The sequence below is a fragment of the Streptomyces sp. NBC_00523 genome (assembly GCF_036346615.1).
Classification (GTDB): Bacteria; Actinomycetota; Actinomycetes; order Streptomycetales; family Streptomycetaceae; genus Streptomyces.
On the sequence record NZ_CP107836.1, the window covers coordinates 680,264 to 703,257 of the forward strand.

Consider the following 22,994-nt stretch of genomic DNA (forward strand, 5'->3'; position numbering starts at 1 on the left):
CAAAACATCGTGGTGGCGGGGGTGCGTCCGGGGGACGTTTTGGGGCGTGACGCAAGCCATCTTTTGCGCTCGCGATCTCGGGGGAAGTCTCCGGTACGGTGTCGAACGCTCCGTACCCGGCGGGTCACGGAGCACCTCGCCACCGCCGTACGGTCTCCGACGCGGAGCAGCGTGTCCGTGCCGTACCGCCCGTCCTCGACGCCACACAGCCGCGACACGACTGGGGAGTTTGATGTTCGACAAGGTATTGGTCGCCAACCGCGGGGAGATCGCGATCCGCGCGTTCCGTGCGGCCTTCGAGCTGGGCATCTCCACGGTGGCCGTGTATCCGCACGAGGACCGCAACTCGCTGCACCGGGCCAAGGCGGACGAGGCGTACCGGATCGGTGAGCCGGGGCATCCGGTGCGGGCGTACCTGTCGGTGGACGAGGTGGTGAAGGCGGCCCGCAAGGCGGGGGCGGACGCGATCTACCCCGGTTACGGCTTCCTGTCGGAGAACCCGGACCTGGCGGCGGCGTGCGCGGAGGCCGGCATCACCTTCGTCGGGCCCCCGGCGTCGGTGCTGAACCTGACGGGCAACAAGTCGCGTGCGGTGGCGGCGGCCCGCGAGGCCGGGGTGCCGGTGCTGAAGTCGTCGGAGCCGTCCGAGGACGTGGACGCCCTGGTCGCGGCCGCGGAGGAGATCGGCTTCCCGGTGTTCGTGAAGGCGGTCGCCGGGGGCGGCGGGCGCGGCATGCGGCGGGTGGCCGAGGCCGGTGAGCTGCGCGAGGCGATCGACGCGGCGATGCGCGAGGCGCGGTCCGCGTTCGGCGACGCGACGGTGTTCCTGGAGCAGGCGGTGATCAACCCCCGCCATATCGAGGTGCAGATCCTGGCCGACGCCGAGGGCAATGTGGTGCACCTCTACGAGCGGGACTGCTCGCTGCAGCGCCGCCACCAGAAGGTGGTGGAGATCGCACCGGCCCCGAATCTGGACCCGGAGCTGCGGGCGCGGATCTGCGCCGACGCGGTCTCCTTCGCCCGGCACATCGGGTACGTGAACGCGGGCACCGTCGAATTCCTGGTGGACGAGCGCGGCAACCACGTCTTCATCGAGATGAACCCGCGCATCCAGGTCGAGCACACGGTGACGGAGCAGGTCACCGGCCGCGACCTGGTGATCGCGCAGCTGCGCATCGCGGCCGGCAAGACGCTGCCCGAGCTGCGGCTGTCCCAGGACTCCATCTCCCTCAACGGCACCGCGATGCAGTGCCGGATCACGACGGAGGACCCGGTCAACGGCTTCCGTCCGGACACCGGGACCATCTCCGCGTACCGCTCCCCCGGCGGCCCGGGTGTGCGCCTCGACGGCGGGACCGTGCACACGGGTGCGGAGGTGTCGGCGCACTTCGACTCGATGCTCGTCAAACTCACGTGTCACGGCCACGACTTCGCCAACGCGGCCCGCCGCGCGCGCCGGGCCATCGCCGAGTTCCGCATCCGCGGGGTGGCGACGAACCTGCCGTTCCTGGGCGCGGTCCTCGACCACCCGGAGTTCCGGGCGGGGCGCATCACGACCTCGTTCATCGACGAGCACCCGGAGCTGATCCGGGCCCGCCCGTCGGCCGACCGGGGCAGCCGGATGCTCAGCTATCTGGCGGAGACCACGGTCAACCGGCCCTACGGTCCCCGCCCTTCGGTGATCGACCCGGCGGACAAGCTGCCCGCGCTGCCGCCCGGCACGCCGCCGCCCGGTTCGCGGCAGCGGCTGGCGGAGCTGGGTCCGGAGCGGTTCGCCGCCGAGCTGCGGGCGCAGTCGGCGGTCGCGGTCACCGACACCACGTTCCGCGACGCCCATCAGTCGCTGCTGGCCACCCGGGTCCGCACCCGGGACCTGCTGGCGGTCGCGCCGCAGGTGGCGCACACCGTGCCGCAGTTGCTGAGCCTGGAGTGCTGGGGCGGCGCGACCTACGACGTGGCGCTGCGGTTCCTCGCGGAGGACCCGTGGGAGCGGCTGGTCAAGCTGCGTGAGGCGGTGCCCAACATCTGTACGCAGATGCTGCTGCGCGGCCGCAACACGGTGGGCTACACGCCGTATCCGACGGAGGTCACCGAGGCGTTCGTCTCGGAGGCGGCCTCGGCCGGGATGGACATCTTCCGGATCTTCGACGCGCTCAACGACGTGTCGCAGATGCGTCCGGCGATCGACGCGGTGCGCGCGACGGGGACCTCGCTGGCGGAGGTGGCGCTCTGCTACACCGCCGATCTGTCGGACCCGGGCGAGACCCTGTACACGCTGGACTACTACCTGCGGCTGGCGGAGCAGATCGTGGAGGCGGGCGCCCATGTGCTCGCCATCAAGGACATGGCGGGGCTGCTGCGTCCGCCGGCCGCGCGCACCCTGGTCACGGCGTTGCGCGAGCGGTTCGACCTGCCGGTGCACCTGCACACCCATGACACGGCGGGCGGCCAGCTGGGCACGCTGATCGCCGCGATCGACGCGGGGGTGGACGCGGTGGACGCGGCCGTCGCGTCGATGGCCGGGACGACCAGCCAGCCGCCGCTGTCCGCGCTGGTGGCGGCCACGGACCACACCGAGCGCGCGACGGGCCTCTCGCTCCAGGCGGTCGGCGACCTGGAACCGTACTGGGAGGCGACCCGCAAGGTGTACGCCCCGTTCGAGTCGGGGCTCGCCTCGCCGACGGGCCGGATCTACCACCACGAGATCCCGGGCGGTCAGCTGTCCAACCTGCGGCAGCAGGCCATCGCGCTGGGCCTCGGCGACCGCTTCGAACTGATCGAGGACTGCTACGCGGCGGCCGACCGGATGCTGGGCCGGCTGGTGAAGGTGACCCCGTCCTCGAAGGTGGTCGGGGACCTGGCGCTGCACCTGGTGGGCGCGGGCGTGAGTGCCGCGGACTTCGAGTCGGACCCGGGCAAGTTCGACGTGCCGGACTCGGTGATCGGGTTCCTGCGCGGTGAGCTGGGCGACCCGCCCGGCGGCTGGCCCGAGCCGTTCCGCACCCGGGCGCTCAAGGGCCGCCCGGACAAGGCGAAGGCGCCGCACCTGTCGGACGAGGACCGTCAGGCGCTGCGCGAGTCGCCGCGCGCGACGCTGAACCGGCTGCTGTTCCCCGGCCCGACGAAGGAGTTCACCGCGCACCGGGAGGCGTACGGCGACACGTCGGTGCTGCCGACGCCGGACTTCCTGTACGGGCTGGAGCCGGAGACCGAGCACCCGGTCGAGCTGGAGCCCGGGGTCACCCTGCTGTTCGAGCTGGAGGCCATCTCGGAGGCGGACGAACGCGGCTTCCGGAGCGTACTGGCCACGCTCAACGGGCAGTTGCGGCCGGTCTCGGTGCGGGACAGGTCCGTGGCGACCGAGGTGAAGGCGGCGGAGAAGGCGGACCGGACCGACCCGGGGCATGTCGCGGCGCCGTTCGCCGGGGTGGTGACGCTCCAGGTGGAGGAGGGCGCGTCGGTGTCGGCCGGGCAGACGGTCGCCACGATCGAGGCGATGAAGATGGAGGCGTCGATCACCGCCCAGACCGCCGGTGTGGTGCGCCGCCTGGCCATCGGCCGGGTCCAGCAGGTGGAGGCGGGCGACCTCCTCATCGAGATCGGCTGACCACGCGCGGGGCCGCCCGCCGGTGGAGGAGCGCTTCCTCCACCGGCGGGCCTCTTCTTGACCAACACCAAGCCAATTAAGGTTAGGCTAAGCTAAATGGAAGAGGATTCAGGACCGGTCGTCGTCATCAAGTTCGGCGGCAACGCCATGGTCGACGCACAGCTGCAACAGACCTTCGCCCAAGACGTAGTTGAGCTGCGGCGCACGGGTCTGCGCCCGGTCGTCGTGCACGGCGGCGGCCCTCAGATCAGCGCCATGCTCGACCGCCTCGGGCTGGAGAGCCGCTTCGAGGCGGGCCTGCGGGTGACCACGGCGGAGACGATGGAAGTCGTCCGCATGGTGCTGTCCGGCCGCGTCCAGCGCGAGCTGGTGGGCCACATCAACAGCCATGGTCCGTACGCCGTGGGCATGACCGGCGAGGACGCGCACACCATGACGGCCGTGCGGCGGCCCGCCTGGGTGGACGGCGCACCGGTGGACATCGGCCAGGTCGGGGACGTCGTGGAGGTGAACCCGGGCATGGTGCGCGCCCTCCTGACGCAGGGTCACATACCGGTGGTCTCGCCGGTGGCGCGGGGCGCGGACGGCCAGGTGTACAACGTCAACGCGGATCTCGCCGCCTCCGCCCTCGCCGTGGCGCTCGGCGCGCAGCGGCTGGTGGTCCTGACGGACGTGGCGGGGCTGTACGCGGACTGGCCGGCGAGCACCGAGGTGATCGGGCGCCTGACGGCGGACGCCCTGGACGGGCTGCTGCCGGGCCTGGCGAGCGGGATGCTGCCGAAGATGGAGGGCTGCCTGCGGGCGGTACGGGGCGGGGTCGGCCGGGCGGACGTGCTGGACGGCCGGGTGCCTCACGCGGTGCTGCGGTGCGTCCTCGGCGGGGCCGGCGCGGGGACCACGGTGGTGCCGGACGAGGACCACGCGGTGAGCCCGGCCTGACGTGTGGGGGCGCCGGGCCGGGCTCACGGTCGGCCCGGCGCCCGTTCACAGGGCGCGGGCGAGGATCAGCGCGTTGCGCCGGGGGTCCAGGGACTCGGCCCAGACGCGCGGCGCCTGACGGGCCGTCGCGGGCGCGAAGCCGTACCGGCGGAACAGCCGGCCGTCCCCGGTGGTCGCGGTGAAGAGGGCGCCGAGCACCTGGGTGCGCCCCAGGGCCAGCGCGGTCCGCAGGAGGGCGCCGCCGACCCCGCGCCCCTGCCGGTGGCCCGCCACGCAGAAGTTGTACAGGACACCCGCGTGGGCACCCTCCCCCTCGTGCACCCGCAGGCCCACACAGCCCTCGATCCCGCCGTCGGAGCCGACGGCCACGAGGAATTCGGCCGCGCGTGCCGCGTAGAGGGAGTCGGGCCGTTCGCGCAGGGCGCCCGAGCGGGCGAACGGCCAAGACAGCTCCGCGAGCGCGGCGGCGTCGCCGGACCCGGCGGTCCGGACGCGCGTCGCCCGCGGACGGGACGGGCAGGGCAGGGGTACGGGGCGCGGTGCGACCGTGGTCACGGGGGTCAGGCGTCCATCGACGCGGCGAGCGAACGGGGCCGCAGATCGGTCCAGTTGGCCTCGACGTACTCCAGGCACGCCTCGCGCGTGTTCTCCTCGAAGGCGACCGTCCAGCCGCCGGGCACCTCGGCGAACGACGGCCACAGGGAGTGCTGGCCCTCGTCGTTCACCAGAACCAGGAAACGGCCTTCGGGGTCGTCGAACGGGTTGGTGCTCATGCGGGCAGTGCCTCCTCATCAAGGACAAACAAGCTTAGGTTAGGCTCGCCTAACAATTCGTGAGCTTAGCCTTTTCCTTTCCCCCTGCACAAGGAGACCCCTCATGCCCTCCGGTGATCGCACGGATCAGCTCCCGGCCGCCACCGGCAGCCCCTTCGCCGATTTCGGGCTGCCCGGCGAACCCGGCACCGAGGCGTTCTGGGCGGCGGCCCGGACACCCGTGCCGCGGCCCGGTGGGGGCGGCGGCTGGACCGTTCTCTTCCTGTGGCGCGGCGGCGCGGCCGACCTCTCCTTCGAGAGCTGGACGCGGGAGCCGCTGCCGCTGCGCCGGTGGGGGGCGACGGACTGCTGGTACGCGGAGGTGGAGATGCCCGCGCGGCTGCGGGTGACCTACCGGTTCATCACGGATGAGGGGGCGCACGCCGACCCGTTCAACCCGTCCGCCGCCGGTGGCGACCGCTCGATCGCGGCCACTCCGGACGCCCCGGCGCAGCCCTACTGGCCGCTCGTCGGCGCGGACGACGTCCTGCCCGTGCCGCGCACCCGGATGCGCTGGGCGTCGACGCGGCTCGGCGGACGCCGCACGGTGCGGGTGCATCCGGTGGCGGGCGGCGGGCCCGTGGTGCTGCTGCTCGACGGGGACGACTGGCTGTATCTGCACCCGGCCATGACCGCGTTCGAGGCGGCCGTCGCGGACGGGGCGCTGCCCCCGGTCACCCTGGTCTTCCTGCCGTCGAAGGACCGGATGGGCGAGTTCGGGTGCCGGCCGGAGCTGTGGGAGGCGGTCCGGGACGAACTGCTGCCCTTGGTCGCGGAGTCCGGGGTGCCCGCCGACCCGGACACGCTGGTGGTCGCGGGGCAGAGCCTCGGCGGGCTCAGCGCGCTGTACGCCGCCGTGGAGTTCCCGGAGCTGGTGACACGGGTCGCCTGCCAGTCCGGGTCGTTCTGGTGGGCGCCCGACTGCGCGGATCGTACGGACCTGCTGGACGGCCCGGCCGGCGGCGCCCTCGCCGACCGGCTCCGGAAGCGGCCCGGTCTCTCCGGCCTCCGCATCGCCTTCGACCTGGGGGAGCACGAGACGCGGATGCTGCCCCACTGCACGGCGGTCGAGGCCCTGACCGAGCAGGCCGGGGCGGCCGTACGGGTGTCGCGCTCCCCCTCGGATCACGACCGCGCGGGCTGGCGGCACGCGATGCTGCGGGACGTCGCCTGGGCGCTCGGCTGAGTCACCGCCGCATCACCGCGCCACGGCCAGGCAGTACGCCTCGTCCGTGGAGAGCAGGTTGCGGTGGGTGTCCTCGGCGGTGATGAGGCCGTCGTCCAGGACGAGGACCCGGTCGGCGGCGTCCAGGACGGCCGGGCTGCTGGTGATGACCACGGTGGTCCGGCCCCGGCGCAGCCGCGCGATGTTGCGGGCGATGAGCTGCTCGGTCACCGCGTCGACGGCCGTGGTCGGGTTGTGGAGCACCAGGATCTCCGCGTCGGCGGCCAGCGCGCGGGCCAGCGAGAGCCGCTGGCGCTGGCCGCCGGAGAGGTTCGCTCCCCGGTCGCGGATGGCGTAGTCGAGGCCCTCGCGGTGGAGGGCGACGACGTCGGTCAGCATGGACGCCTCGACGGCGTCGGGGAGCATGGTGCTGGTGCCCGAGGGGTCGATGTTCGTCCGGAGGGTGCCCGCGAAGATCTCCCCGTCGTACGGGTTCACCAGCAGGTGTTCCCGGACCGCCTCGGCCGACAGCTCCGCGAGCGCCCGGCCGCCGACCCGCACCACTCCCCCGTACGTGTCCGGGGGCACGGACAGCGCGAGGACCGCGGCGAAGTCTGCGGCGGCGCGCGGCTGGTAGGCGGCGACGGCCACGAACTCCCCGGCGGCCACCTCGAACTCCACGCCGCGCAGCACACCATGGCGCAGACCGTCGATCTCCAGCGTTCCGCCCGGCGCCGGGCTCCCGGTCCCCGGCTCGGTGACCGGGGGCGCGGAGAGCACCAGGGCCATGCGCTCGGCCGAGGCGCGCGCCATCATCACGTACTTGGGCATCTCCGAGAACAGCTTGAGCGGTTCCATGATGAACTGCGCCAGGCCCACCGCCATGACGAGTTCCCCGATGTTGATGTGCCCGGCGAAGGCCAGGTATCCGGCCGTGAGGGTGACGGCGGTGGCGAGGGCCGCGTTCAGGGCCAGCGCGGTGCCCGCGTACACCCCGTTGACCCGGGCGACGGTGATCGACTGCTCCTTGGCCTCGGTGCTGACCCGGCGGTAGGAGCCGAAGGCGGCGTGGTTGCCGCCGAAGCCGTGCAGCGGGCGCAGACCGGTGATGAGGTCGGCGACCTTGGCCCCGGCGCGCGCGACCCGGGCCTGCTGCTCCTGCGTACTGGCGCCGATCCGCCGGGACATCACGCTCAGCACGGACAGGATCGCCACGGTGCCCACGATCACCAGCAGCCCGAGCCGTAGGTCGGCGAGCCCGAGCGCGACGGCGGCGACCAGGACCGCGACCACCGAGCTGATCAGCAGCGGCACCACCTCGATGATGTCCGCGGTCTGGTCGGCGTCCTCGGTGGCGATGGTCAGCACCTCGCCGGACTTCAGGTCCACGTCCCGGGCCACCGGCTGGAGTCCGCAGGCCGCGACCCGGACCCGCCACCGGTGCGCCTCCGTGGTGTTCGCCTTCTGCAGGACGCGCATCCCGAACCGCCAGGACAGCGAGACGGTCGTGATGATCACCGCCAGCGCGCCGATCGACAGGCCGAGCGCGGTGGGGCTGCGGTGCTGCAGGGTGTGTTCCACGATCAGGCCGAGCGCGATCGGGAAGGCGGTCTCCCCGGCCTGGTAGAGGCCCATGAGGACGGTGCCCCAGGCCATGGCGCCGATGTTGCGCCGCAGGGCGGTGCGCAGGATGGCGGCGCCCTGGCGGGGCCGGGGGGTGTCAGGAGTGTTCATCGAGGTGGCCGGCAATCGCTTCGGGGGTTCGCAGGGTGAACAGGTCGCGGATGGTGATCACTGGACCGTACTCCCGCCGGAGCAGCCCGGTCAGCCGGACCGCCAGCATGGAGTGTCCGCCGAGGGAGACGAAGTCGCTGACCGCGCTCACCTCGTCGTCGTCCAGGTCGAGTGCTTCGGCGAAGAACTCGCACACCGTGATCTCGGTGTCGGTCTCCGGGGCGCGCTCCCCCGCCCCGGCCAGGACGCCGAGCGGCTTGGGTTCGGGGAGCGACTTGGTGTCGGCCTTGCCGTTCACGGTGAGCGGGATGCTGTCCACCTCGGCGTAGTGGGACGGGCGCAGGAAGTCCGGCAGCGCGGCGCCCACTTCGGCGGCGACGGCGGCGAGGTCGCCGTGGTCGAGGACGAGGTAGGCGGCGAGCCGGTGGGCCCCGTCCACCTGGGGGTCCGGCTGGGCGACGGCCGCGGCGAACCGGACCGCCGGGTGCGCGGCGAACGCGGCCTCCACCTCGCCGGGTTCGACGCGGTGGCCGCGGATCTTGACCTGCTGGTCGGTGCGGCCGAGGTAGGCGAGGTTGCCGTCGGGCCGCCGGACGACCAGGTCCCCGGTGCGGTACATGCGCTCGCCGGGGGCCCCGAACGGGCAGGCGACGAAGCGGTGGGAGGTCTGGGCGGGCTGCCCGAGGTAGCCGCGCGCGATGCCGGCGCCGGAGACGTACAGCTCGCCCGGCACGCCGTCGGGCAGCGGTCGCAGCCACGGGTCCAGGACGTACACCTCGGTGTTGTCGATGGCCACACCGACCACCGGGTCCTGGCACTCGAAGGTGCCGACGCCGAGGGTGTTGATGGTGTACTCGGTGGGCCCGTAGAGGTTGTAGCCGACCGTGCCCTCCGTGTCCGCGAGCCGCTGCCAGAGGCCCGGGGTGACGGCCTCGCCGCCGAGCAGCACCAGCGCGGGCCGCCGCCCGGGGTGGTCGAGCAGGCCCTCGGCGACCAGTTGCCGCGCGTAGGTCGGGGTCACGTTGATGACGTCGATGCCGTGGTCCAGGCAGTACGCGACGAGCCGGGGCGCGTCGCGGCGCAGCTCCTCGTCGCAGATGTGCACCTCGTGCCCGTCCGCGAGCCAGAGCAGTTCCTCCCACGACATGTCGAAGGCGAACGACACGGTGTGGGCGATCCGGAAGGTGCGGTGGCCGTGCTCGGCCAGGACCGGTTCGAAGATCCGGCGCTGGTGGTTGACGAGCATGTTGGTGAGTCCGGCGTACTCGGTGACCACCCCCTTGGGCCGGCCGGTGGAGCCGGAGGTGTAGATCGTGTACGCAGGGTGCCGCAGCCGGTCCGGGTCGCCGGGCGCGAAGGTGGTGTACGGCTCGGCGGCGGGCAACGGACGGTCCAGCTCGATCAGTTCGCCGGTGAGCCGGGGTGCGACGGTGCTCACGGTGAGGGTCACATCGGGCCGGGCGTCCGCGACGATCGCCGCGATCCGCTCGTCGGGGTGGTCCAGTTCCAGCGGGACGTACGCGGCACCGGTGCGCAGCACGGCGAACAGCGCCACGATCGAGTCGAGGGAGCGCGGTACGGCGATGCCCACCGCCCTCTCCGGTCCGATGCCCCGTCCGGCGAGCACCCCGGCCACCTCACGGCTGCGGTCCCGGAGCTGCCCGAAGGTCATGGCCGCCCCGTCGGCGACGAGGGCGACGCGGTCCGGGTGGCGGTCGGCCGCCCGGTCGAATCGGTCCACGACGGTGTCCGTGCCGAAGTCCGTGCGCACGGCCGGTCCGGGTGCGGCTCCCGGTCCCGGGAGGGCGCCGACCGGGCCGGTGGCCCGGGCCAGGTCCTCAAGGAGCCGCACGTAGCCGTCCAGGAGGCGGCGGGCGGCGGCGGGGTCGTCGTCGCGGTGCTCCAGCTTGACGGTGAGCCGGTCGCCGGGGGTGACGACCCAGGTGTACGGGTAGTGCGTGGAGTCGTCGGCCCGCACCGAGGTGATGCCGTGGCGGGCGTTGATCCCGGCGAGGGCGTCCGGGTCCAGGAAGTTCTGGAGGACGAAGAGGTTGTCGAAGAGGGTGTCGTGGCCGCTGGCACGCTGGATCTCGCCGAGTCCCAGGTGCTCGTGCTCCATGGCCTCGACCCGGGCCGCCTGCACGCGCGCCAGGTACTCCCGGACGGTGTCGCCGGGCCGGGCCCGGGTCCACATGGGCACGGTGTTGAGCAGGACGCCCACGATGTCGCCCAGGCCCTCGCCCTCGCGCCCGGAGACGGTCACGCCGAACACCGCGTCGCCGCGCCCGGTGTGCGCGCCCAGCAGCAGGCCGAAGGCGCCGGTGAGCACGGTGTTGAGGGTGACCCCGTGCGCCTTGGCCGCGCCGCGCAGCAGCTCGGACAGTTCGGCGGACAGGGTGTGCAGGAGCGCCCGCGGCAGCTCGTCCGTGCGGGGCGGCTGCGCCCCGGCGAGCAGCGTCGGGCCGGTGAGCCCGGTCAGGTGCTCCGCCCAGAACCGCTCCGCCACGGCGGGGTCCTTGGCGGCGAGCTCGCGGGCGTGGTCCTCGAAGCCGGGTGTCCGGGGCGTGGCGTCGGTGAGGGGTTCGCCCGCGACGAGGGCCGCATAGGCGTCGAAGAGGTCCCGCAGCAGGATCTCCCGGGACCAGCCGTCCCACAGCAGCAGGTGGTAGCTGAGCAGCAGCCCGTCGCGGCCGTCGGGCAGGCGGTGCACGGTCAGCCGGATCAGCGGCGGCTCCCCGGGGTCGAACCCGGTGTCGCGGTCCCGGGCGCGCAGGGCGTCGGACTCCGCCTCGGACGCGACCTCGACCGTGCGGACGCCGACGCGGGTCCCGGCCCGGAGGATCTGGACCGGGTTGCCGTCCTCGTCGGTGGTGAACCCGGCGCCGACGACGGGGTGCCGGGCGATGACGTACGCCATCGCGTCGGCCAGGGCGCCGGTGTCGAGGCGCCGGTCGAAGGTGAAGTGGCTCTGGGCGACGTAGTGCCCGGTCGCGCCGGTCAGCTCGGCCTGGAAGTACAGGCCGCGCTGGAGCGGGGTGACCGGTGCGGTGCGCTCGGCGGTCGCGGCGGTGTCTGCGAGGCGTTCCAGCGCCGCGCGCCAGTGGCCGGTGAGCGCGTCGGGGACGCCTTCGGCGAGCAGGAACTCGGCGTGCAGGCTGCCGGTGGCCGCGTCGGTCCAGGCGTTCACCTCGATGGCGTACGGGCTGTCGCCCTCGCCGCCGGTGATGCGCGGGACGTCGGACTCGCCGCCCCGGCCGAGGTAGTTGAAGAGCACCTGCGGACGGGCGGTGAGCAGGGGTGCGGTCTGCGGGTTGAGGTACCGGAGCCGGCCGTAGGCGACGTGCCCGTGCTCGTCGGGCTGGCGCGCCACGACTTCCCGGGCGGCGGCGACGGGGTCGGTGTGCGGGGTGAGGCGTACCGGTGCGATGGAGGTGAACCAGCCGACGGTACGGGTGTAGTCGTGGCCGTCCAGGGCGGGGACCCGGCCGTGGCGTTCCAGGTCGACCGCGAGGTCGGTGGGCTCTGGCTGGACGCGGGTCAGGGCGGTGCGCAGGGCGCCGCAGAGCAGTTCGGTGAGGCCGATGCCCAGGGCGGCGGGCGCGGTCCGCGTGACCCGGTCGCTCACCTCGGGGCCGAGGACCACGGTCGTCTCGCGCAGCTCCCCGTCGGCGGGCAGCGCGGCGGGGGCGTCGAGCACCGTGATCCAGTCGCCCAGGTCCTCGGTGGTGTGCGCGGCCCGGGCGGTGAGCGCGTCGGCATACTCGGCGTAGGAGGTGGTCGCGGGCGGCAGGGCCTCGCCGCGCAGGGCGGTGGCCAGGTCGTCCAGGACGATCAGCCAGGACACCGTGTCGACGGCGAGGTGGTGCGCGGTGACGACCAGGGTCCGGGTGGCGGCCAGCCAGGTGAACGCGACGACCTCGCCGTTCTCCGGGTTCAGGTGTGCGGCGGCCGCGTTGGCGGCGAGCGCCGGGTCACCGAAGTCCGCGTGGACGAGGGAGACCTCGCGGGCGGGCTCGGTGCGCGGCGTCCACACGCCGTGCCGGGTGTCCAGGCTCATCCGCAGGGCCGGGTGGGCGGCCACGACGGCGTTCGCGGCGCGCTCGATGTCGGCGGGCGTGATCCCCTCGGGCGTGACCATCGTCCGGGCCTGGGCGAACCCGTCGAGCGGGCCGTCGAGTTCGCGCCTGCGCAGCATGACCGGCGTCGGGGCGAAGGGCCCGTCGTCGCGGCGCCTGTGCTCGGGCGCGGCGGTCTGCGGGGCGCGCGAGCGGAGCTCCTCGGCGAGGGCGCGCGGGGTCTTGCAGAGGAACACGTCCCGGGGCGCGATGGCCAGACCGCGTGCCCGGGCCCGGTTGATGACGGTGATCGCGACGATGCTGTCGCCGCCCGCCATGAAGAAGTCGGTGTCCTCGTCGACGGCCGCACCGGGCAGTACCTCCGCGAAGATCGCGGTCAGCGCGGGGAGCGCGGAGCCGTCCACCGGGGCGGGGGCGGTGGCCGGCTGTGTGGCGGCCCGGGCGGTCAGCGCCTTGCGGTCGAGCTTGCCGTTGACCGTGAGCGGCAGCGCGTCGGCCGTCAGCACCCGGCCGGGCACCATGTGCACGGGCAGCTTCGCGGCGAGCAGGACGCCGAGGTCGCCGGGGACCCGGCCCACGACGTGCGCGACGAGCTGGTCGCCGTCGGCCGACGGGGTGACGGCCACGTCGACCACGCCGTCCAGTTCGCGGACCGCCGCCTCGACCTCGCCGAGCTCGATCCGGAAGCCCTTGAGCTGCACCTGGTCGTCGGCGCGCCCGGCGAACTCCAGCTCGCCGTCGAGCGTGCGTCGGGCCAGGTCGCCCGTGTGGTACATCCGGGAGCCGTCGTCCGCGAAGGGGTTGGCGACGAAGCGCCCGGCGGTGAGGCCCGGGCGGCCCAGGTAACCGAGGGAGACCTGGTCGCCCGCCACGTAGATCGCGCCGACCCGGCCGGGCGGGACCGGGCGGAGCCGGTCGTCCAGCAGATAAGTCGTCAGGCCGGGGACCGGGCCGCCGATCGGGCTGACGTCGGCGCCGAAGTCCTCGTCGGTGAGGACCCGGTGGGTGACGTGGACGGTGGTCTCGGTGATGCCGTACATGTTGACCAGCTCGGGCGACCCGGTGCCGTACCGCTCGACCCAGCCGCGCAGCCGGACCGGGTCCAGCGCCTCGCCGCCGAAGATGATCCGGCGCAGCGCGGTGGCCCGTTCCCCGGCGTGCCGGTCGGCCTCGATGAACTGGTAGAAGGCGGACGGGGTCTGGTTGAGGACGGTGACCCCGCGCTCGCGCACCAGGCGGTGGAAGTCGACCGGGGAGCGGGTCAGCCCGTAGTCCGGGACCAGGAGCTCCCCGCCGTGCGCCAGCGCGCCCCACAGCTCCCAGACGGCGAAGTCGAAGGAGTACGAGTGGAACTGCACCCACACGTCGTCGGGCCCGAAGTCCATGTCGGCGCGGGTGTTCGCGAGCAGCGCGGCCACGCTGCGGTGCGGGACGACGACGCCCTTGGGGCGGCCGGTCGAACCCGAGGTGTAGATGACGTACGCCGGGTCGTGCGGGGCGGGGCCCGTCGGGGCCGCCGGTGCCTCGCCGGTCCCGGCCGGTTCCTCGTCGAGGACGAGCACCCGGGCCGGGACGCCCGCCCGCTCAAGGAGCCGGGTGAAGCGCTCGCGCTCGTCCGGGCCGACCAGGACGGCCTGCGGGGCGGCGTCGCCGAGGATGTACTCCAGCCGCTCGTCGGGGTACGCCTGGTCGAGCGGGACGTAGGCGCCGCCCGCCGAGACGATGGCGATGAGCGCGGTGACCTGTTCCAGGGAGCGCGGTACGGCGACGGCGACGCGCAGGCCCGGCCGGACCCCGGCGGCGCGCAGGGTCGCGGCCAGCCGGTCCTTGGCGGCGGCGAGTTCGCCGTACGTCAGGGAGGTGGTGGTGCCGTCGAGGCCGCACCGGGTGACGGCGGTGGCGGCCGGGTCGCGCCGGGCGGCGGTGTCGAACAGGGCGTCCAGCGTGGTCGGGGCGGTGCCGGGGGCGAGGCGCGCGGTGTCCTCGGCCGCCGGCTCCCGGACCCGGGCGCCGGGCCGGGTGAGGAGGCCGGTGAGGGTGCGGGTGAAGGTGTCCAGGATGCGCCGGGCACCCGGTTCCCGCAGGAGGGCGCCGTCGTAGATCAGGTTGAAGCGGGGGCGGCCGTCGGGGGCGCGCTCGACCACCAGGGTCAGCGGGTAGTGCGGGGCGCCCTCGTTCACGATGCCGGAGACGACCAGCTCGTCACCGGGGCTGCGCAGCGCGGTCACATCGGTGGCGACGTCGAACACCACCAGGGTGTCGAAGCGGGCGGCGGCGCCCTCGAGGCGGCCGATCCGCGCCAGGGAGACGTGCTGGTGCGCCAGGACCGCGCTCTGGTGATCGCGTACGGAGGTGAGCAGGTCCCCCGCGGTGGTGGACGCGGTCCAACGGGCGCGTACCGGAATGGTGTTGATGAGGAGACCCACCATGTCCGCGATGCCGGGCACATCGGCGTCGCGGCCCGAGACGGTGGAGCCGAACACCACGTCCTCCCGGTGCAGCAGACCGCCCAGCGTCACCGCCCAGGCGCTGTGCACGGCCACGCTCAGCGGCACCCCGGCCTCGCGGGTGGCGGTGTCGATGTCGTGGGCGGGCTCCACGGCCGTGTCGGCGAACGTGTCGGACGGGGTGTGTCCCTCGGCGACGAGGGAGGGGCCGGGCAGTCCGGCCAGCTGCTCGCCCCAGACCCGGTCGCTCTCCTCGTCGTCGCGGGCGGCGAGCAGGCGTACGTAGTCGGCGAAGCCGCCCGCCCGGTAGGCCGCGCCGGGCCGGTGGTACTCGGCGAGCAGCGCGCGGAGCATCGGCGGCACGGACCAGCCGTCGGCGACGATGTGGTGCACGGTCTGCACGAGCACGGTACGTCCGGGGCCGCCCCGCACGAGTGTGTACCGCATCAGGGGTCCGGAGGCCAGGTCGAACCCGGCGCGGCGGTCCCGCTCGGCGAGGTCGCGGATCTCGTCGTCGGTGATGCCGGGGCGGTCCAGGACGGTGAAGGGGGCCTCGGTGCCGCTCTCCAGGACGGAGACGACCCGGCCGTCGGCAAGGGCCGTGAAGCGCGCGGCCAGGTTCGGGTACAGGGTGAGCAGCCGGGTGGCGGCCGCCGCGAGGCGTCCGGGGTCCACCTCGCCGTCCAGGGTGAGGAGTTGCTGTTCGACGTAGCTGCCCGCCGACTCGTCGTCGTAGACCGAGTGGAAGTACAGGCCCTCCTGGAGCGGGGTCAGCGGCAGGATGTCGCGCAGGGCGGGTCCGTCGAGCGCGTCCACGTCGGCCTGGGTGAGCGGGACGGGCGCGAAGTCGCTGGGCGAGTGGCCGCCGCCGTCGAGGGCGGCCAGGGCGGTCAGGGCGTCCTGGAAGTACCCGCCGAGGGTGTCGATGTCCTGGTCGGTGAACATGCCCTCGGGCCAGGAGACGGTGGTGGCGAGGCCGTAGGCGCCGCTCGCGTCGGGTTCGGCGATGGCGTTGAACTCCAGGGCGCGCGGCAGCCGCATCCGCGGGTCGCGCTTCTCGCCCAGCCGGCCGGTGGTCCCTGCGAGCTGCCAGTCCCCGCCGGTGCCCGCGTCGAACCGGCCGAGGTAGTTGAAGAGCACCTGGGGCGCGGGCGGTGCTTCGAGGGCGCCGTGCAGGTGGCGCAGGGCGCCGTAGGACAGGCCGTTGTGCGGTACGAGGGCGAGGTCTTCCTTCACCGCCTTGAGGGCGGCGGCGAGGTCGGCCGCCGGGCCGGGGTCCACGGTCACGGGGAAGAGGGTGGTGAACCAGCCCACGGTCCGCGACAGGTCGGGCTCGAATCCGGCGGTGCCCGCGACCGCCTGGCCCTCGCGGCCGTGGCCTTCGAGTTCGATGTGCGCGAAGGTCTGGTCCTGGCCGAGGTCGCGCCGCCACCGGGCGAGGGCGACGGCGAGCCCGGTGAGCAGGACGTCGTTGACGCCCGCGTGGAACCTGGCGGGGATCTCGCCCAGCAGGGCGGAGGTGGTGGCGGGGCCGAGCGTGAAGGTCCGCACGCGCTCCCGGGCGACCGTGTCGTTCTCGGTGAGGGGGCGGCGGCCCAGCGGCGCGTCCGGGCCCGGGAGGGGGCGCGCGTAGTGGTCCCGGTCGGCGTCGAAGGCGGCGTGGCCGAGGAGTCCGGCCCAGCGGCGGAACGAGGTGCCCTCGCGGGGCAGTGCGACTGGGGCGCCCGCGACGGACTGCTCCCAGGCGGTGGCCAGGTCCTCGGTCAGGACGCGCCAGGAGACGCCGTCGACCACCACGTGATGGGCGACGAGGACGAGTTGGCGGGCCTCGCTGCGCCAGACGGCGCGCAGCATGACGCCGTTGTCCGGGTCGAGTCCGGCGGTGGCGCGGGCGACGCAGGCGTCGAGCGGTTCGCCGCTCTCCTCCCAGGCGGCGACGGCGTCGTCCGCCCCGGGTATGTCGAAGCTCCACCGCTCGCCGCGCACCAGCCGGGCGCGCAGCATGTCGTGGCGGCGGACGAGGGCGGTGAGGAGGTCGTCCAGCGCTCCGGCGGTCAGGTCCGCAGGGGTGTTCACCACCACGGACTGCACGAATCCGTCGATCGCGTCGGTGGTCTCGCCGAGCCACCGCACGATGGGCGTGCCGGCGACGGGACCGGTCGGCTCGTCGTCGTCCCGGGCCGTGGAGACGTCCTCGCGGCTCGCCACCGCGGCGAGTTCGCCGATGACGCTGTGGGTGAAGATCTGGCGTGCGGTGACATGGAGACCGGTCTTGCGCAGCGCGCTCAGCAGGGAGATCGCCAGGATGCTGTCGCCGCCGAGGCGGAAGAAGTCCTGGTCGGTGCCGACCGCGTCCAGCCGCAGCACCTCCGCCACCGCCGCGCACACGGCGCGCTCCTCGTCGGTGGCGGGCGCGGTCACCGGGCCGCTCGTCAGCACCGGTTCGGGCAGGGCGGCCCGGTCGGTCTTGCCGTTGGCGGTGAGCGGGAAGGCGTCGAGCACGACGGTGCGGGCGGGCACCATGTACTCCACCAGGTGCGCCTCGGCCCAGGCCCGGACGTCCTCCGGGGTCAGCTCCTCGTGTCCGGCGGCGGGGATCACGTACGCCACGAGGTAGGTGCCGCCCGCGGTGTTCTTCCGGGCGACGACACAGGTGTGCCGGACGCGGGGGTGCTCGGCGAGGCCGGCCTCCACGTCCTCGATCTCCAGCCGCATGCCGCGGATCTTGATCTGGTTGTCGGCGCGGCCCAGGAAGTCCAGCGAGCCGTCCGGCATGAACCGGGCGAGGTCACCGGTGCGGTAGAGCCGGGAGCCGTCCCGCGCGAAGGGGTTGGCCACGAAGCGGGACGCGGTCAGCCCCGGCGCGTTGACGTAGCCCCGGCCGAGCAGGAGCCCGCCCGCGTAGAGTTCGCCGCCGACGCCGACGGGGACCGGGCGCAGCTCGTCGTCCAGCACGTAGAGCTGGGTGTTGGGGTTGGCCTTGCCGATGGAGGTGGACAGGCGCTCGGCCTCGCCCCGGTAGATGACGTGCGAGACGCCGATCGTCGTCTCGGCGGGGCCGTAGCCGTGGTACAGGGGGATGCCGAGGCGGGCGCGGAACCGCTCGTACAGCTCGGGGGTCAGCAGCTCGCCGCCGCACCACACATGGCGCAGGCTGTCGAGCCGGCCGGAGTCGCCGGTCATCTCCAGCAGTACGTCGAGCATGGAGGAGACCAGGTAGGTGAAGGTGACCCGGTGCCCGGCGATGACGTCCAGTAGGTGGTGCGGGTCGCGTTCGCCGCCCGGACGGAGGACCACCAGCCGGGCGCCGGTGACCAGCGGCAGGAAGATCTCGTTGATCGAGATGTCGAAGGAGAGCGGCGCCTTGAACAGCGAGGCGTCGTCGTGGCCGAAGCCCAGGATCTCGCGGGACTGCCACAACAGGCGTTCGCTGATGGCCTCGTGGCGGATCATCGCGCCCTTCGGGCGGCCGGTCGAGCCGGAGGTGAAGATCACATAGGCGAGGGACTCCCCCGCGACCGCCACGGCGGGCGGGTCGGTGGGGTGGGCGGCGAACGCCCAGTCGTCGAGGTCGACGCGCACCGCCTCCGGTTCGCCCGGGGTCTGCTCCCCCGAGCCGCCCAGCTGGAGCGCGATCCGGGCGTCCTCGGCGACGACGGCACGCCGGGCGGCGGGCCACAGCGGGTCGAACGGAACGAACGCGCACCCGGCCTGGAGGACCCCGAGCAGGCCGATGACCATCTCGGCGGAGCGGCCGAGGGATATCCCGACGACCTGCTCGGCGGCGAGGCCGCGCCCGGCGAGGTGGTGGGCCAGCTGGGCGCTGAGCCGCGCCGTCTGGCGGTACGTCAGGGAGCGGTGCTCGTCCACGATCGCGACGGCGTCCGGCCGCAGGCGTGCCTGCTCGCGGAACATCTCCACGATCGTGGGGCGGTCCCGGTCCGCGCCGGTGTCGTTCCAGCGGGCCAGTTCCTCGATGCGCGTGGCGGGCCCGGAGGGGGCGATGGTGCCGAGCGGCCGGTCGGGGAAGGCGGCGAGGTCGTCCAGGGCGAGCTGCGCTTCGTCCCGGTCCACGCCCTCGGGAAGGGCGATGAAGCCGTCCGTGCCGGTCTCCCAGCCGGCGGGAGCCGTACCGCCGTTGTCGGCCCAGCCGAGCACGTCGGCGAAGAGGGTGGCGGGCGTCAGGTCGATGCCCTCCGGGCTCCGGCCACTCGCCCAGTACGCCAGGCCGATGGCGCAGGCTTCGGTCAGGGTCCGGTCGTCGCGGTCGCCGGTCCGGCGGCGCAACTCCGCCAGTCCCCGGGGAAAAAGCCGTACGTGGTGACCGCTCGGTTCCGACATCGAGGACTCCGCTTCTCTCCGAGGCATTTAGCTGAGCCTAACCTAAGTAAGCACGGCCTAACTTCCTTCTCGCCACGCTCGCCACAGCCGGGCGTAGCGGCCGCCGAGGGCGACCAGCTCCTGGTGGGAGCCCTGTTCCACCACGCGCCCGGCGTCCAGGACGGCGATACGGTCCGCCGCCATCGCCTGGGTCAGCCGGTGCGCCACGAACAGCGTCGTGCGTCCCGCACAGGCCGCCAGGACGGCGCGTTCCAGCTCCGCGGCACCCTCGCTGCCCGCCTCGGCGGTGGACTCGTCCAGCACCACCACGGGTGAACGGGCCAGCACCAGGCGGGCCAGGGCGATCTGGGCCACCTTGGTGACGTCCAGCCGCTCGCCGCCCTCGCCGACCGCGGTGTGCAGCCCTTCGGGAAGCGCCTCCACCCAGTCGGCGGCGCCCACCGTCCGCAGGGCGTCCAGCAGTTGGGCCTCGCTCGCCCCGGGCGCGGACAGCCGGAGGTCGTCGGCGAGCGGGCCGGAGAACACATGGGTCTCCTGGGTGAGGATGCTCACCAGGGCCCGCGCGCCCGCCTCGTCCACCTCGGCCAGATCGGTCGTCCCGATGCGCACCGAACCCGACTGCGGGGTGCCGATACCGGCGATCAGCGCGGCCAGGGTCGATTTCCCGGCGCCGGTCGCCCCCACCAGGGCGAGGGAGCCGCCGGCCGGAATGGTGAGGCTCACCTCGCGCAGGACCGGCTCCTCCGAGCCGGGATAGCGATACGTCAGCCCCTCCACCGCCACCCGGTACGGCACGTCCTGAGCGGGCGTCACGCCGGGGTCGCCCACCAGTCTCTCCTCGGCGTCCTCCCCCAGGACCCCGACCAGACGGGTCAGGCTGGCGCCCGACTTCTGCGCCTCGTCGAAGGTGAACATGATCGCGCCGAGCGGGGTGAACAGCCGGTGGAACATGAGCGGGGCGGCCGCGACCTCGCCGAGGGTGGCCGCGTCGCCCTCCAACAGGGCGTACCCGACCAGGAGGATGAGGACCAGCCCGATGAACTCCGCGCGATTCTCCCGGCCGACGAACCGGCCGAAGAAGCGGAACACCTCGACGCCCAGATCGCGTACCCGCCAGGACTCGGTGGTGACCTTCTCGCGGAACGCGCCCTCCAGGCGGTACGCCCGGACCGTGTCGATCCCGTTGAGGCCGCTGATCAGCGCCTGGGCCCGGTCGGCCTGGGCCGCGCGCTGCTTGCGGTAGAGCGGGGCGGAGCGCGGCAGGTACCAGCGCAGGGCCAGCGCGTACGCGGGCAGCGCGCCGGCGCCCGCGAGACCGAGCCGCCAGTCCAGGCCGAACATGCCGACGGTGGCGATGGCGACCAGCACCCCCGCCGAGAACACGGTGGGAATCGCGCTCCTGATGCCCCGCGAGAGCACGGCGACGTCGTCGCCGACCCGGGAGAGCACATCGCCGCGGCCGACCTGTTCCAGCCGGGTGCTCGGCATGCCGAGCACCGCACGGACGGCGCCTTCCCGCAGCGTCGCCAGCAGGTCGGCGCCGAGCCGTCCGATCAGATACGTCGATGCCGCGGTGGCCGCCGCGCCGAGCAGCGCGGCGGCCACCATCAGCGCCCCGACCCTGACCAGCACCGTGCGCGACTCGCCGTCCACGACCCCGTCGACCACCTGGCCGAGCAGCAGCACGGGGAGCACCTGGAGTGCCGCCCCCGCCACGGTCGTGAGGAGGGTCGCGGCGGTCAGCCACGGCACCGCGCGGCAGTGGGCGAGGAGCCAGCGGGTGGCCTCACCGCCCGTCGCCGTGCGCAGGGTGGGGGCGGCGAGGGTCACTTGGCGGCCGCCGCCTTCACGAGCTCGTCCACCGCGTACGGCATGGACAGCAGCGTGCCCTGCGAGATGGCGGCGCCGACCGCCGGGCCCTCGCTGTCGAGGAGGTAGGTCACCCGGCCCTCCTTGAACGCCTTGAGGTTGCTGAAGAGTTCGGACTTCTTCAGGGCGTCCGTGTCGGCCTTGTCGTTGATGACGAAGACCCGGTCGACGTCCACGAGGTCCATGCGTTCCGGGGAGAGCTTGGTGTAGAACTTGCCGCCGGCGATCTTGTCGATCTCGGTGTCGCCCTGGTAGCCGATGCCGGTCAGCAGGCGTCCGCGCACGTCGGTGGTGGTGAACGGCGCCACCGAGTTGTCGTACCAGGACAGGGCGACGGCGGTCTGCTCGGCGAACTCGGGGTGCGCCTTCTTGGCGGTGTCCAACTGCTCCTGGATGCCGTCCACCATCTCCTTGCCCTCCTTCTCCTTGCCGAGGGCCTTGGCGATGTGCAGCGCGTTGTCCTGCCACGGAGCGCTGAAGGGCTCCTTCTCGCCCTTGGTGCGGGCCACCGTTGGGGCGATCTTCGACAGCTTGTCGTAGGCGGCCTGGTCGATCTCGGAGTAGACGGCGACGATCAGGTCGGGGCGCAGGCCCGCGATCTTCTCGTAGTTGGGGCCGGAGTCACCGTTCTTCATGATGACCTCGGGGCGGGCGTCCCCCCACTTGTCCTTGGTCCAGGGCCACTGGGTGTTGATGTCGGGGGTCTTGCCCTCGGGGTTCGGGTACTGGTCGACCATGCCGACCGGCTTGATTCCGAACGCCAGGATGTCCTGGTCGTCCGTGTAGCCGACAGAGACGACCCGCTTCGGAGCCTTGGTGATCTTCGTGGACCCGAAGGCGTGCTCCACGGTGACAGGGAAGGCGCCGTCCGCCGAGGCCGCCGGGGCCTTGTCGGCCGCCTTGTCCTCGGAGTCGGAGCCGCAGCCCGCGAGGAGGCCGACGCCGAGGGCCGCCGCGGTCATGACCGCCGCGAGCCGCCGCCGCGACCTGGTGGGCGTGGTTCTGTCGAGGAGCATCCGAATCCCTTGCTTTCACACTGTCACTTGGGCCTTGCATAAGGGCAGCCAAACCTTACCCCGACTAGGTGAGGCCAGCCTAGCCTTACCTGGGCACTTCCTTGAACCTGAAACTACTTCAGGCGTACGTGGGTACGGCCGATGGGCACGATGAGCGGCCGGTCGCCGACCGGGTCGTCGATCACCATGGCCCGCAGCCCGAACGCCTCCTCCAGCAGCTCGGCGGTGATCACGTCGCGCGGGTGGCCCTGCGCCAGCACCGAACCGTCACGCATCACCACGAGGTTGTCGCTGTAACGCGTGGCGAGGTTGAGGTCGTGCAGGACCATCACCACCGTGCACCCGGACTCGTGCAGGTCGTCCACCAGGTCGAGCACGTCGATCGCGTGCGCCAGGTCCAGATAGGTGGTGGGTTCGTCCAGCAGCAGCAGATCGGTGCCCTGAGCCAGGGTCATCGATATCCACACCCGCTGGCGCTGACCGCCCGACAGCGAGTCGACGGGCCGGTCCGCGAGGTCGGCGACCCCGGTCAGCGCGAGCGCCTTCCGTACGATGTCGGCGTCGTCCGACGACCACTGCCGCAGCCAGCTCTGGTGCGGGTGGCGCCCTCGGGCGACCAGGTCCGAGACCGTCAGCCCCTCGGGCGCCACCGGCGCCTGGGGCAGCAGGCCGAGTTTCTTCGCCACGTCCCTGGTCCGGAGCGAGGCGATGTCCTCGCCGTCCAGCACGACGGCGCCGCCGGCCGGTTTCAGCAGCCGGGTCAGGGTGCGCAACAGCGTCGATTTGCCGCAGCCGTTGGGGCCGATGATGGTGGTGACCACGCCGGACGGGATCTCGACGTCGAGGCCGTCGATGACGGTCCGCCCGCCGTAGCCGACCCTGATGCCCCTGGCGGCGAGCCGTGGAGCGCCGCCGCCCGGCGCCTTGGTTTCCGTGGTGGTGAGATGCGCGGCCACTGGCCCTCCTCTGCTCGGGTTGTCCGACTCGT

The 22,994-nt window shown here is 73.3% G+C and carries 10 protein-coding genes; 3 read left to right on the forward strand and 7 right to left on the reverse strand.

What is annotated here, in order from left to right:
• The first annotated feature begins 232 nt into the window (after positions 1-232).
• Together OHS17_RS03230 and argB are read left to right on the forward strand one after the other, a co-directional pair.
• Positions 233-3,607 (forward strand): pyruvate carboxylase, encoded by a 3,375-nt coding sequence (locus OHS17_RS03230; protein WP_330310963.1) that lies wholly within the window; start codon positions 233-235, stop codon positions 3,605-3,607.
• Between the two features lie 96 nt (positions 3,608-3,703).
• Positions 3,704-4,546, forward strand: a complete 843-nt coding sequence (gene argB / locus OHS17_RS03235) for an acetylglutamate kinase (RefSeq protein ID WP_330310964.1) — start codon at positions 3,704-3,706, stop codon at positions 4,544-4,546.
• 45 nt (positions 4,547-4,591) lie between these two features.
• On the opposite strand, the gene OHS17_RS03240 is transcribed toward argB, so the two are convergent.
• The gene (locus OHS17_RS03240) at positions 4,592-5,101 is read right to left on the reverse strand and encodes a GNAT family N-acetyltransferase (protein ID WP_330310965.1); all 510 of its coding nucleotides are present in this window, start codon (positions 5,099-5,101) and stop codon (positions 4,592-4,594) included.
• Between the two features lie 5 nt (positions 5,102-5,106).
• Positions 5,107-5,319, reverse strand: coding sequence for an MbtH family protein (locus OHS17_RS03245; protein WP_018102801.1), 213 nt, complete (start codon positions 5,317-5,319; stop codon positions 5,107-5,109).
• A 103-nt stretch (positions 5,320-5,422) separates the two neighbouring features.
• Between OHS17_RS03245 and OHS17_RS03250 the strand changes: the two genes are divergently transcribed.
• Positions 5,423-6,544: an alpha/beta hydrolase-fold protein gene (locus OHS17_RS03250; RefSeq protein ID WP_330310966.1), complete on the forward strand. Its 1,122-nt coding sequence runs from the start codon at positions 5,423-5,425 to the stop codon at positions 6,542-6,544.
• Between the two features lie 12 nt (positions 6,545-6,556).
• Here the strand turns inward: OHS17_RS03250 and OHS17_RS03255 are convergent, their stop codons facing one another.
• From OHS17_RS03255 to OHS17_RS03275, 5 genes are all read right to left on the reverse strand, one after another.
• Positions 6,557-8,257: an ABC transporter ATP-binding protein gene (locus OHS17_RS03255; RefSeq protein ID WP_330310967.1), complete on the reverse strand. Its 1,701-nt coding sequence runs from the start codon at positions 8,255-8,257 to the stop codon at positions 6,557-6,559.
• Positions 8,244-19,121, reverse strand: coding sequence for an amino acid adenylation domain-containing protein (locus OHS17_RS03260; RefSeq protein WP_330310968.1), 10,878 nt, complete (start codon positions 19,119-19,121; stop codon positions 8,244-8,246). Before OHS17_RS03260 ends, OHS17_RS03255 begins: the two co-directional genes overlap by 14 nt.
• 57 nt (positions 19,122-19,178) lie before the next feature.
• Positions 19,179-20,951, reverse strand: a complete 1,773-nt coding sequence (locus tag OHS17_RS03265) for an ABC transporter ATP-binding protein (protein WP_330310969.1) — start codon at positions 20,949-20,951, stop codon at positions 19,179-19,181.
• Positions 20,948-22,006: an iron-siderophore ABC transporter substrate-binding protein gene (locus OHS17_RS03270; protein WP_330310970.1), complete on the reverse strand. Its 1,059-nt coding sequence runs from the start codon at positions 22,004-22,006 to the stop codon at positions 20,948-20,950. The genes OHS17_RS03265 and OHS17_RS03270 overlap by 4 nt, the downstream gene beginning before the upstream one ends.
• A gap of 113 nt (positions 22,007-22,119) precedes the next feature.
• On the reverse strand, positions 22,120-22,962 hold the full coding sequence (locus tag OHS17_RS03275) for an ABC transporter ATP-binding protein (RefSeq protein WP_330310971.1): 843 nt from the start codon (positions 22,960-22,962) through the stop codon (positions 22,120-22,122).
• Between the last annotated feature and the right edge of the window lie 32 nt (positions 22,963-22,994).

Excerpts from the sequence above, each read along its gene's own strand:
- OHS17_RS03230 (WP_330310963.1), top strand. The coding sequence starts at position 233 with ATGTTCGACAAGGTATTGGTCGCCAACCGCGGGGAGATCGCGATCCGC.
- argB (WP_330310964.1), top strand. The coding sequence starts at position 3,704 with ATGGAAGAGGATTCAGGACCGGTCGTCGTCATCAAGTTCGGCGGCAAC.
- OHS17_RS03245 (WP_018102801.1), bottom strand. The coding sequence starts at position 5,319 with ATGAGCACCAACCCGTTCGACGACCCCGAAGGCCGTTTCCTGGTTCTG.
- OHS17_RS03250 (WP_330310966.1), top strand. The coding sequence starts at position 5,423 with ATGCCCTCCGGTGATCGCACGGATCAGCTCCCGGCCGCCACCGGCAGC.
- OHS17_RS03255 (WP_330310967.1), bottom strand. The coding sequence starts at position 8,257 with ATGAACACTCCTGACACCCCCCGGCCCCGCCAGGGCGCCGCCATCCTG.
- OHS17_RS03260 (WP_330310968.1), bottom strand. The coding sequence starts at position 19,121 with ATGTCGGAACCGAGCGGTCACCACGTACGGCTTTTTCCCCGGGGACTG.
- OHS17_RS03270 (WP_330310970.1), bottom strand. The coding sequence starts at position 22,006 with ATGCTCCTCGACAGAACCACGCCCACCAGGTCGCGGCGGCGGCTCGCG.